Annotated in this window: 11 protein-coding genes; 8 read left to right on the top strand and 3 right to left on the bottom strand. The window is 56.1% G+C overall.

Annotation, left to right across the window (positions count from 1 at the left end):
* The first annotated feature begins 2 nt into the window (after positions 1 to 2).
* Positions 3 to 839, top strand: a complete 837-nt coding sequence (locus tag AUQ41_RS02565) for an ABC transporter permease (RefSeq protein ID WP_063086472.1) — start codon at positions 3 to 5, stop codon at positions 837 to 839.
* Entirely contained in the window at positions 836 to 1,594 is a 759-nt protein-coding gene (locus AUQ41_RS02570) for an aspartate/glutamate racemase family protein (protein WP_063086474.1), read from the top strand. Before AUQ41_RS02565 ends, AUQ41_RS02570 begins: the two co-directional genes overlap by 4 nt.
* 22 nt (positions 1,595 to 1,616) lie before the next feature.
* Here AUQ41_RS02570 and AUQ41_RS02575 read toward each other — a convergent pair whose 3' ends face one another.
* Both AUQ41_RS02575 and AUQ41_RS02580 read right to left on the bottom strand, forming a co-directional pair.
* Positions 1,617 to 2,288: a FadR/GntR family transcriptional regulator gene (locus AUQ41_RS02575; RefSeq protein WP_063086476.1), complete on the bottom strand. Its 672-nt coding sequence runs from the start codon at positions 2,286 to 2,288 to the stop codon at positions 1,617 to 1,619.
* 151 nt (positions 2,289 to 2,439) lie between these two features.
* Positions 2,440 to 3,273: a sulfite exporter TauE/SafE family protein gene (locus AUQ41_RS02580; protein WP_063086478.1), complete on the bottom strand. Its 834-nt coding sequence runs from the start codon at positions 3,271 to 3,273 to the stop codon at positions 2,440 to 2,442.
* 211 nt (positions 3,274 to 3,484) lie between these two features.
* On the opposite strand from AUQ41_RS02580, the gene AUQ41_RS02585 reads away from it, so the two are divergent.
* The 4 genes from AUQ41_RS02585 to AUQ41_RS02600 are packed head-to-tail and all read left to right on the top strand — an operon-like array spanning position 3,485 to position 8,132.
* On the top strand, positions 3,485 to 4,429 hold the full coding sequence (locus tag AUQ41_RS02585; protein WP_063086480.1) for a tripartite tricarboxylate transporter substrate binding protein: 945 nt from the start codon (positions 3,485 to 3,487) through the stop codon (positions 4,427 to 4,429).
* Positions 4,426 to 4,977 (top strand): tripartite tricarboxylate transporter TctB family protein, encoded by a 552-nt coding sequence (locus AUQ41_RS02590; protein WP_063086482.1) that lies wholly within the window; start codon positions 4,426 to 4,428, stop codon positions 4,975 to 4,977. Before AUQ41_RS02585 ends, AUQ41_RS02590 begins: the two co-directional genes overlap by 4 nt.
* A 13-nt stretch (positions 4,978 to 4,990) precedes the next feature.
* Complete coding sequence (locus AUQ41_RS02595) at positions 4,991 to 6,517, top strand: tripartite tricarboxylate transporter permease (protein WP_083952704.1); 1,527 nt, start codon at positions 4,991 to 4,993, stop codon at positions 6,515 to 6,517.
* 16 nt (positions 6,518 to 6,533) lie between these two features.
* Positions 6,534 to 8,132: a gamma-glutamyltransferase family protein gene (locus tag AUQ41_RS02600; protein WP_063086484.1), complete on the top strand. Its 1,599-nt coding sequence runs from the start codon at positions 6,534 to 6,536 to the stop codon at positions 8,130 to 8,132.
* A 118-nt stretch (positions 8,133 to 8,250) separates the two neighbouring features.
* Here AUQ41_RS02600 and AUQ41_RS02605 read toward each other — a convergent pair whose 3' ends face one another.
* Positions 8,251 to 8,790, bottom strand: coding sequence for a YHS domain-containing (seleno)protein (locus AUQ41_RS02605; RefSeq protein WP_063086486.1), 540 nt, complete (start codon positions 8,788 to 8,790; stop codon positions 8,251 to 8,253).
* Between the two features lie 117 nt (positions 8,791 to 8,907).
* Here AUQ41_RS02605 and AUQ41_RS02610 point away from each other — a divergent pair, with 117 nt between their 5' ends.
* Both AUQ41_RS02610 and AUQ41_RS02615 read left to right on the top strand, forming a co-directional pair.
* Positions 8,908 to 9,801 (top strand): AraC family transcriptional regulator, encoded by an 894-nt coding sequence (locus tag AUQ41_RS02610; RefSeq protein WP_063086841.1) that lies wholly within the window; start codon positions 8,908 to 8,910, stop codon positions 9,799 to 9,801.
* 236 nt (positions 9,802 to 10,037) lie between these two features.
* The gene (locus AUQ41_RS02615; RefSeq protein ID WP_063086488.1) at positions 10,038 to 11,786 is read left to right on the top strand and encodes a glucan biosynthesis protein; all 1,749 of its coding nucleotides are present in this window, start codon (positions 10,038 to 10,040) and stop codon (positions 11,784 to 11,786) included.
* The last annotated feature ends 37 nt before the right edge of the window (positions 11,787 to 11,823 follow it).

An 11,823-nucleotide genomic window follows, 5' to 3' on the forward strand; every position in this document is an offset into this window, starting at 1 on the left:
TCATGGCATTGTTAACCAAAACCCGTGAACGCCGTCCGACCAGCTTCTATTTCCTTGCGGCATTTTTTACGCTGTTCGTGCTGTTTCTTTATGGCCCGATGCTGACGATCTTCATTCTGTCCTTCCAGGGCGAGAATGGCGGTCTGACCTTCCCGATGAACGGGTTCTCGTTCCACTGGTTTGGCAATCTGTTTGAACAGCAGGCCGTTGGTGATTTTGGTGGATCGTTCAGCCGGTCGCTTAAGCTTGGTCTGATTGTCATGGTGGTGACGGTTGTTGTTTCGTTCATGGCCGGTCTTGCGTTCCGCAAGCGGTTCCGGGGCGACAGCGTGATTTTCTATCTGGCGATTGCCAGTCTGATTGTGCCGTCAATCCTGATTTCGCTGGGCATCGGTTTGCTGTTCAATATCGTTGAATGGCAGCCGCAATGGTTTACCTCGGCCCTTGGTGCGCATCTGACATGGACGTTCCCGTTCGGTCTTCTGATCATGTTTGCGGTGTTTAACCGGTTTGATCCGTCCTACGAGGAAGCCGCGCGCGATCTGGGCGCAAGCAACTGGCAAACCATTCAATATGTTGTTTTGCCGATGGTGGGCCCAAGCCTGATCGGGGTTGCGATGTTCTCGTTCACCCTGTCCTACGATGAATTTGCCCGCACCCTGATGACGGCCGGTGCGCTCAATACCTTGCCGCTTGAGATCTATGGCATGACAACCAATGTCACCACGCCGGTACTTTATGCATTGGGCACGGTGACCACCGGGTTCTCGTTTCTGGTGATTGCACTGGCATTGGGCACGGTTGCCATCATGCGCCGTCGCAAAGGACAAAAAGCATGAGCCGCATTGCCGTTATCAACCCCAATATGTCCACCGGCTTTACCAAAAAGGTCGGCGAACAGGCGCAAAGGATTGTTGGGCCGACAACACAGGTTTTGGCACTCAACCCGACTTTCGGGCCGGACAGTATCGAGGGCTATTACGACGAGGCCTTTGCCAGTGTCGGATTGCTTTCGGTCATTCGCGAACTCGAAGCAGCACCCGAACAGGAATCTGATCCAATCGGCGGCTATGTGGTGGCGTGCTTTGATGATACTGGGGTTGATGCTGCGCGCTGCCTGACCGGTGCGCCCGTGCTGGGGCTGTGCGAGGCGGCCCTGCGTATGGCGGCCGCCGTGTCATCGCGCTTTGCGATTGTCACCCCGATGCCGGTTTCTGTCCGGCCGCTTGAACATCTGGTGTCGAAATACGGGGCGTCATCGCAATGTGTCGTCCGGGCCGCCGGTGTGAGAACGCTGGATTTCGAAGGGGCCAATGCCAAGGCGGCATACGCCGCACTTAAGAAGCAGGCGGAGATTTGCCTTGCTGATGATTATGCCGAGGCGATTGTTCTGGGTTGTGCGGGAATGACCGATATCGCCGATCGTTTGACCGAGGAACTTGGCGTGCCGGTGATTGACGGGGTCAGTGCCGCGGTCAAGATGATCGAGGCCATGGCGTTTCTGGGACTTCGCACAAGCAAGGCAGGTGCCTATGCCAAGCCGCCGCTTAAGGCCTATCACGGGATGTTTGCGGACTTTGCGCCGCAGGGCTGACCGCAAAAAAATCGGTATCAGATCAGGTTTGCTTCAGTGCGTGTTCCACCTCGGACAGGTGGCGGCGCATGGCGTCTTCGGCGCGTTTGGGGTCGCGTAGCTCAATCGCGTTGATGATGTCGCGATGCTGATTGCTTAATTCTTCGATCAATGTGTCTGAATGGCTGCTTTCACGCAGGCGGGCCCATGCTGCTTCGCGGCGGACCGCATTGACGGCCTCAAACACCGCCAGAAACAGGGTGTTCTTGACCGATTCGGCCAGGCGCTGATGAAAGGCGGCATCCCATTTTTCGTATTCGGCCTGTGTGGTTGCGCCGGCGGCCTTTTCGACCATGCTGCGCATGGCGTCGATATCACCTTGTGAGGCGCGAAGGGCGGCGAACCGGGCCATCGATGGTTCGATTTCCTGACGGACTTCCATGATTTCAAACGGGCTGGTTTTGGTGGCCAGTCCTTCAAGCTTGCGCAGGCGCGGGGTTGGCGGGGTGCCAACAAAGGTGCCCTGACCCTGACGGCGCCAGATCAGGCCTTCGGATTCAAGCTGATCAAGCGCCTTGCGAAGCGCCCTGCGACCGACATCAAGCTGTTCGGCAAGGGTGCGTTCGGCGATCACGCGCCCGTCCTTGACAAAGTCCCCCTGTGCAAAGCCGGTCTTGAGCTTTTCTGCCAGCGCCTGGGTCGCGAATTCAGTCATGGTTTTTGGTCATTTTTTATGGCGTTTCTGTCGACGTTTCCAGATGCGTATCTATTGGCGAACCAATGCGCACCTATCATTGTAAGCCATTGGTTTATCTAAGAACAAGCATATACAATTCTTGTTTGTTTCCAGATGTTTGCAAGGATGCCTAGCTCAGAAGGTCATAGAACATCCGCGCAGACGTGATCGCCAGAAACAGGCCAAAGCACATGCGCAATGCCCGGCGCGGAATGGTGTGGGCTATGCGTGCCCCGATTGGTGCACAAAGTACCGTCATCGGTATAAGCAGGGCCGCCGCCAGAACATTGACATAGCCGATTGAAAATGGCGGGCGACCGTCGACGCCAATGCCCGACATCGCATAGCCGATGGTGCCGGGAAGGGCGATGATGAGACCAATCGCGGCCGAGGTGCCAACCGCGCGGCGGATGTCGTAACCCAGGAAATTCAGGACCGGCACGCAAATGGTGCCGCCGCCAATTCCCATCATGGCCGAAAGACTGCCGGCAATCACCCCAAGTACCGCCCAGACGGATTTTGGCGGGTTTTTGGTTTCGTTGGTTTCGCGGTCTTTCACAAGGATCATGTTGCCAGCCACGATCAGGGCGACAACGGCAAACACGATGGTCAGAACCCGGCCATCGGCCAGTCCGCCAATCGCGGTGCCAAGGATCACGCCGACGATGATCGCCGGGCCCCAATGTTTGAGAAGCGCAATATCGACCGAGCCCTTTTTATAGTGGCTGCGCGTTGATGAGATTGCCGTGGCAATGATTGTGGTCAGCGATGTGGCAACTGCGACCTGCATGCGAAGGCTTTCATCGACACCCATGGTGGTCAGAAAATGATAAAGCACCGGGACAATCACAATCCCGCCACCAACACCGAGAAGCCCGGCCATGATCCCGCCAAGGACGCCAGCAAACAGCATGGCTGCGCCCCAGACGAGATAGAGGCTCATGGCGCCATCCATTTCAAACATTCGAACCAATCCGTACCAATTATGATATCAATTAATAAGTGGTACTATCCATCTTTGGTGAAAACCTGCAACATAATCCTTGTTTAAAGCCAAATATTATTTTTGCGCTTGCGAAAGTGGTTTGTTGCTGCCAACAATGTCCTGACAAATAGATTGAACCAAAGTAGTAATGGTTCACACATTTCAGGCGAGATATCAGGAGGCAAGATACATGTTCCACAAGATTGCAGTCGCTGCCGGTTTGTTGGCCGCAGCCATCGCAGGTCCGGCGCAGGCGCAGGACTATCCAGAAAAACCGATCGAATTCATTGTGCCTTGGGGCCCGGGTGGCGGCAGTGACACACTGATGCGCATTGTCGCCATGGGTCTGTCGGAAGTCACCGGTCAGGCCGTGCCGATCGTCAATATGCCAGGTGTCGGTGGCACCGTTGGTCTGGCCGAATTCGCCAAACGTCCGGCTGATGGCTATACCATTTCGCAGATCCACGAAGGCCTTTACACCGCCAACAAGCTTGGCATCACCGAGCTCAGCTACAAAAACTTCATTCCGGTGGCTCTGGTGACGTCGTCGCCGCAGTATCTGGTGCTGTCGAAGAATGACAACTTCTCCAACCTGGAAGAGCTCAAGGCATATGCCGCAGCAAACCCGGGGGCCGTGCGCGCCGGTGTGACCCTTGGCGGTGTTCCGCATCTTCACATGGCAATGATCGAAGAAGCCCTTGGCGTTCAGTTCAGCTATGTCGGTTTCCGCGACACTGGCGAGCGTATCCGTGCGGCTGTTGGCGGCAACGTTGATATCGTGATCGGTGACGTTGCATCGGCCAGCGAGTTTGTGAAAAACGGCGACCTGATCTTTGCTGGTGTCGGCACCGAAGAACGTACCTCCGAAGAGCCGGACGTCCCGACCATGGCCGAACAGGGTTATGATCTTTCGATGGCGGTGACCCGAGGTGTTGTTCTTCCGGCCGGTACCCCGGACGAGATCGTCGAGGCTCTTGATGCTGCGCTTGAAAAGGCAATGTCCCTGCCTGATATCCGCGAAAAGATGACCAATGCCGGTTCGGCTGACATCTATCTCGGTCACGAGGCATACAAAGCCTATCTCGATAAACTTGACGGTGAAGTCGACAAAGTTGTCGGCAAACTTCAGGGATGAGTCAGTCGACTGCGAAAGCAGCAGCAGCGGACGCAAGTGCGTCCGCTGCTCTTCGTGCAAGAACTGAAGTCGCACGGCTGATTTCCTATATCGCTATCGGTTTGGGTGCTGCGTTTCTGAGCCTGCGTGCCAGCACTTTGCCGACCTCACGCTGGGAGCCGCTTGGGGCGGGTTCCTTCCCGGAACTGGTTTTCGGCGTGCTTGCGGTTTTATGCCTGATCGCAGCGGTGCGTGCGGTGATTGATATCCGCAAGGCCGGGGGTGCAAACCGTCTTGGGTCGTCATTGGGTGCATGGCTTGTTGCCCGGCGCTATTCCTTTGCGCTGTTCGGGCTTCTGGTTGTCTATCTGCTGTTGCTGCCGCTTGGTGGCTTTTCGCTGACCACCTTTGTGTTTCTGCTGATCGCGCAATTGATGATCGCAGGTATTTCCAAAAAGACCCTCTTCCAGTCGCTGATCGCCGCCGTGATTTTCTCGGTCGGCTTGAACATGCTGTTTGCAGAAGTCTTTAACGTGTTCCTCCCGCGCGGCGTGCTGTTTGCGGGCTAGATAAAGTTTTACGATGATGTTGGATGCATTTCTTGCCGGTGCACATCAGGTTTTCGCATTCGATACCCTGATTTACATGCTGATCGGTTCCGTTGCCGGGATCGTCGCAGCCGCAATCCCGGGCTTCACCGTGACCATGGCGATCATTCTGACCTTGCCGCTGACCTTTACGATGGGTCCGTTGCAGGGGGTTTCGGTGATGCTGTCGGTTTATGTCGGCGGTTATACCGGTGGCCTGATCAGTGCTGCCCTACTGGGGATTCCGGGTACGCCAAGTTCAGTCGCAACCACCTTTGATGCCTATCCGATGGCGCGCGGTGGTGAACCGGGACGCGCCCTTTCGCTTGGTGTCTGGTCGTCCTTCTTCGGGACTGTCATTTCGACCATCGTTCTGATCATTGCGGCTCCGCCGCTTGCGATGATTGCGGTCAAGCTTGGCCCGTGGGAATATTTCTCGCTGATCGTCTTTGCGTTGACCATTGTCGCAAGCCTTGTGGGCAATTCGCTGATGCGCGGTCTGATTGCCGGGGTGATTGGCCTTGGTCTTGCGACCATTGGCCCCGACCCGATGATGGGCCAGCCGCGTCTGACATTTGAGTCGTCGGTCCTGATGCCTGGTCTGCCGTTCCTTGTGGTTTTGATCGGGATCTTTGCCATCAGTCAGCTGATGGGGGAGCTCGAGGATCATGGCAAAGGCCCAAGCAGTGATGCGCTTATTCCCGATGTCATCGAATTCAAGACTTGGGCTGTGATGCGTGAAGTTCTGATGCATCCGGTCAATCTGGTTCGCTCCTCGCTTATTGGTGTGTTTATTGGGGCTCTTCCGGGTGCCGGTGGTTCGATCGCGAACCTTTTGGCCTATGATCAGGCCAAGCGCAGTTCCAAAAATCCCGATGAATTCGGCAAGGGCAACCCCGATGGCGTGATTGCGTCCGAAGCCGGGAACTCTGCCACGGCCGGTGGCGGCCTTATTCCGATGATTGCACTGGGTATTCCGGGATCGGCAGTCGATGCGATCCTGATGGCGGCCCTTATGGTGCATGGCATTTCGGTGGGTCCGCGTCTGATCATGGACAATGCCGATCTTGCCTATGGCATGTTCGTTGCCATGGTTGTGGCATCGCTCATGATGCTGGTGGTCTGCGTGCTGTCGATGCGCCTGTTCCTGCGCGTGACCGACATTCCCAAACAGTTCATCGTGCCGACTGTCATGATCTGTTGCGTGATCGGGGCCTTTGCGCTCAATAACCGGGTGACGGATCTTTATCTGCTCGGTGCGATCGGACTTGTCGGCTATGGATTGAAGTCGCTTGATTATCCGCTGGCGCCGCTGGTGCTGGGTGTCATTCTGGGGCCGATTGCTGAGACCAACCTGCGCCGCGCGCTGATGAGTGATGCCGACTGGACGGTGTTCTTTACCCGTCCTATTTCCGCCGTTCTTCTGGCGGCGGCCCTTCTTTCAGTCATTTTCAGTGTCCGTTCGGTCCTGAAGATGCGCAAAAAAGACCGTCCTGCCACCGATGAACAAGACGGCGATTAAGGATTAGGAGACTTCCATGAAACTTCGTCACGACGCGCTTTATGCCTCACGCCGGTCCCCGGTGCTGGCGCGCAATATGGTTTCAACATCCCAGCCACTTGCAGCCCAGGCTGGTTTGCGGATGCTGTGGGCCGGTGGTAATGCCGCCGATGCCGCACTTGCATCCGCCATTGCGCTTACCGTGGTCGAACCGACCGGCAACGGCCTTGGATCGGATGCCTATGCCATCATTTGGGATGGCAAGGAACTGCATGGTTTGAATGCGTCTGGCCGTGCGCCTGCGGCTTGGAACCCGGAACGTTTTGCCGGTTCTGACTCCATGCCACAGCGGGGCTGGGAATCGGTCACCACACCGGGTGCGGTATCGTCTTGGCGTGAAATTTCCGAAAAGTTCGGCAAGCTGCCGTTCGAAAAACTGTTCGAGCCAGCAATTGAATACGCGACCCGCGGCTTTGCCGTATCGCCGATCATCGCCACCCTTTGGGAAAAGGGCGGCGATTTGCTGGGTAAACAGCCTGGCTTTGCCGAGGCCTTCCTGCCGGGCGGAAAAGCCCCCAAGGCGGGCGAGCTGTTTGTCAACAAGGCGGCGGCCGAAAGCCTTATTGATATCGCTGAAACCAAGGGTGAGAGTTTCTATCGCGGCAAACTGGCCAGCAAGATTGCCGCCTTTGCCAAGGAACATGGTGCGGCCCTGTCGGAAGAAGATCTTGGCAATCACAAGGCCGATTGGGTGGGCACAATTTCGCAAAGCTTTGGCAATGTGAAGCTGCATGAAATCCCGCCAAATGGGCAGGGGATTTCAGCCCTCATCGCGCTGGGCATTTTGCGCCATACCAACATAACCGATTATGAACCGGATTCGGTCGAGGCACTGCATCTCGAGATCGAGGCCATGAAACTGGCCTTTGCCGATATGCAAGCCTATGTCGCCGATCTGGATTATATGACCGATGTCACCGTCGAACATCTTTTGTCTGATGATTACCTGAAATCGCGTGCGGCATTGATTGACGCCAACAAGGCACAGGATTTCAAGGCGGGTGCGCCCAAACATGGCGGCACGGTTTATGTCAGTACGGCTGATGAAAACGGCATGATGGTGTCGTTCATCCAGTCGAACTATATGGGCTTTGGGTCTGGTGTTGTGGTGCCGGGCACCTCGATCAGCCTGCAAAACCGTGGTCACGGCTTTAGCCTCAAAGACGGTCATCCCAATCTGGTCAAGGGCGGCAAACGTCCGTTCCAGACGATCATTCCGGCCTTCCTGATGGGCCTTGATGGCAATCCGGTCATGAGCTTTGGCGTTATGGGCGGCCCGATGCAGGCACAGGGCCATTTGCAGATGACGCTCCGTACCCAGCTTTGGGGGCAGGATCCGCAAACAGCGGCCGATGCACCGCGTTGGCAGGCACTTTCGGGGCTGAATGTTGCGGTGGAAACATCGGTCGGGGCTGAGGTGATTGACGCGCTTAAGGCCAAGGGGCATGTCATCAAGGTCGAAACGCCTGACAGCACCAATTTTGGTTTTGGCGGCGCGCAGCTGATTGCCAAGACCGATGCGGGGTATGTTGCGGGTTCGGACCCGCGCAAGGATGGTTGTGCGGTCGGATACTGATCGCGCCATCTAAAGATCAAAAAACAAATGGCCGGCCCGTTCATTCGGGCCGGCCATTGTCATACTGGGCAACAGGGAGCCAGGGAGGAACCCGGATCAGGGCATTCCGCGCCCGGGATTATTGTGCGCCGATGGTCAGGCCTTTGGGGGCCATTTTCTCATCAGCCAGCTTGGCGTCTTCGATCGTTTCGATGATTTCCCAGTTGTGGTCAGCACCACGGATGAAGCCCGGGATATCGGCAACCCAGCGCTGCTGGATTTCCTTGTTCAGGTTCAGATACAGCTTGTCGTCAACGATGCGCCATGCCTGCGGATCGGCACCGAATTTACGACCCATTGCCGCACCAAAGGCGCAGAACCCACCATATTGCGGTGCGTATTTTTCCGGGTTGGCATTGAACAGGTCACGGTTTTCAGCGCTGGCAAAGCGATAGGTCGCGCCACCATGTTCGGCCTTGAATTCGGAGTTGCCCGGGGTCGGGGCGCCTACGGTGAAGTATGCAACCGGGTCAAAACCCTGCAGGGCGTAGCCTTCAACAATGTGGACTTCCTGTGCGGCTGATGCCGGTGCGCTGATGGCAACAATGCTGCCAACTGCGGAAATACCCAGGACGGCGGCGAGGGCAGCGGAACGCATGAAGCTGGAACGTTTGGTCATTTTTCATCTCCTTCACGGGGTGATCACCGGGTCTTTACTGGCAGGCGATCACGGAACTGGTTCATCAAGAGGGCGTCTTGAAATCTGAAAACAGCCTATCGTCGGAGAAGTGACTTGTTGTCTGAGGAAGCACGCAATTCGTCTGAGAAGGATGTCCTGTCCGATCTGTTTGCCGGACATCACCCGCGCGGTGATGTGATTTTTGCCGGAACCCATTGCGGCAGCAGTCATCATCAGGGACGAGCTGATCTGCCATCGCAACAGCAAGGCATGTTGCATGTTTTGCAAAGTGGCACGATGCGGGTCCTTTTTGAAGGGCGCGAAAAGGCGATACTGGATCGCCCCGGCGTGGTTCTTTTCGGATGTCCGGTGCCCCACGATATCGAGACGCCCGCAGGTGGCGCGGCAATGGTCTGTGCCAATCTCGATTTCCCCGATATTGGTCTAAGCCCAGCGAAACTGGGCTTGCCGGAATATCTTTTGTTGCCCTTTGACGAGCTCCCCGGGCTTGAGGCCATCACCGATCAGCTGTTTTCGGAATCACAGGGCGCGCAGCCCGGGCAACGCACGGCAATCAATCTTCTGGTTGATCTGCTGTTGTTGATGGTGTTGCGCCATTGTCAGGCCAAGAACCTTGTCCGTCCGGGCATTCTGGCCGCCATGCGTGATCCGCGGATTGCGCGCGTGGTCGGTGAACTTCATCAGAAACCCGGCGAAAATTGGTCGGTTGAACGACAGGCGGAAATTGCTGGTATGTCGCGGGCGAGTTTTGCAGCCCGGTTTCGCGATTTGCTGGGCACATCGCCCGGTGATTTCCTGCAAACCATTCGTCTTGATCTGGCGTTTGGGTTGTTGCGCGATGGCAAAAGGTTGCAGGCGGTGGCAGGCCAGGTTGGTTATCGCAGCACAACGGCACTGGCACGTGCCATCCAGCAGCGCCACAACATTTCCCCGCGTGAATTGCACGCCGATTCCAGCGCGGAAAACAGCGCGTTTCAATCAGCGGTTTGACAAACGGTTTTGCGTTTCCGTCAAGCGGTTCTTTGCAGCGTTTTTCCGTTGCTGCCCATGCAAAAATGACGCTTTCCCAATGACATGTCCGGGATTAAAGCAATCCTTTCGGGCAACTGATCGGTTGTGGCTTTGCGGATTCTTACCCTGATGACGACACATTCCTGCCCTGTTTTCTGTGCACAACAGCAACCAATAAATTCGGAAAAATCCAACGGTTGGTAGCATATAAGAGCATGACGCAACATTTTCAGCAGCATAGCAAGCTGCCCCTCAGACGTGTTCTTTTGGGTGCTGCCGCGTCCGCGTTGATCATGATCGGCGGGCCTGCGGCCATCCATGCACAGGAAAGTGATCCGGCACCTGTCCCACAGAGTGCCGAGGAAAATGCGTCTGCGCCAGTTTCAGCGCCGGTTCCAGCTTCCGGGCAAACTGCACCGGCCGAACAGACAGCCGACACTACAGCACAACCGGAAGATACGGTTGAGAATGCGGTGTCTGATGCCGAAAAACAGCCAAACGTCTCCAAACCGGTGATGTTCGATCCGGCAATGGTGACCAACCTTGCGCGCAATCTTGCCAAACAGCCGTTCGTTAATCCGCATCGCGAACTGCCCGAAGCACTTTTAGCCCTGAGCGCAGAAGATTACGCACAGATACGCTTCAAGTCGCAGCGTGCCTTCTTTAATCCGGCCGAGACGGATTTCAGTCTGGAGCTTTTTCATCCGGGCACCATGTATGACGTGCCGGTAACCATCAATCTGGTGCGCGACGGCGAAGTTCAGGTCATTCCTTACTCTGCCGGACTGTTTGATTTCGGCAAGACCGGCCTGTCGGGGAATGATTTTTCGACGCAAAACTATGCCGGGTTCCGCCTGCGTTATCCGCTTTCTGATGTCACCAGCAATGATGAGCTGACCCGTTTTCTCGGCGCGTCCTATTTCCGCCTTCAGGGTCAGGGCCAGTCAATCGGCCAGATGGCGCGTGGCCTTGCCGTGGATCTTGCCGGTCCAACAGGTGAAGAAATCCCGGTCTTTCGTGAATTCTGGATTGTCGAGCCAAAGGATGGCGCAAATACCATCACCGTGTTCGCGTTGCTCGACAGTGAACGGATAACGGGTGCCTATCAGTTTGATATTACGCCCGGCAACCGGAGCCAAGCCGACATCAAGGCCCACCTGTTCTTCCGCGACGGGGTGGAGAAGATCGGCATTGCGCCGCTGAATGGCATGTTCCTGTTTGGCGAACAGCGCCGCCGGTTCTTTGATGATTATCGCGGTGAAGTCCATTCAAGCGACGGGCTTTTGATCAATAATGGCCGCGGTGAATGGTTGTGGCGTCCGCTGGACAATCCCCAGCATCTGCAGATGAGCTCGTTCCTGGATGAAAACCCCATCGGCTTCGGCCTTTTGCAGCGTGACCGCAACTTCGATCATTATCAGGATCTGGAAAAACGCTTTGACCAGCAGCCGGGCTATTGGGTGACGCCGAAGGGCAAATGGGGCAAGGGCCATATCGAACTGGTCGAAATCCCGAGCCCGTCGGAAACAAACGACAATATCGTTGCTTATTGGGTGCCGGAAACCAAGCCGGCGGCCGGCGGTGAAATGCAGGTCGAATACAGTGTTACCGCGACCCGCGATGGCACAGGTTTGCATGGCATGGCGCAAGCAACCGATACTCGTATCCAGCGTTTGGCCAGCCAAGGTGATGAAGATCGGTCCGGTACGCGTTTTGTGCTGAACTTTGCCGGTGGTGACCTGGATTATTTCATCAAGGATGCCAATAACTTGCGGGCTGATATCAGCGCATCAAAGGGTGAAGTCCGTAACATCCGCATCCTGCCCGATCCGGAAAATGGTGGCGTGCGTGTGTTCTTTGACCTGGTCAATGCCGGGGATGCGACATCAAGCAATCTCAGGGTCTTCTTGTTGTATCAGAACAAGGTCCTGAGCGAGACCTGGACCATGCCGTGGGCCTTCTGATCCTCTGGGATCAAGCGCCTCAATTGCCAGAAACAGA

The organism is Thalassospira sp. MCCC 1A02898 (assembly GCF_001618185.1).
GTDB classification, from domain to species: domain Bacteria; phylum Pseudomonadota; class Alphaproteobacteria; order Rhodospirillales; family Thalassospiraceae; genus Thalassospira; species Thalassospira tepidiphila.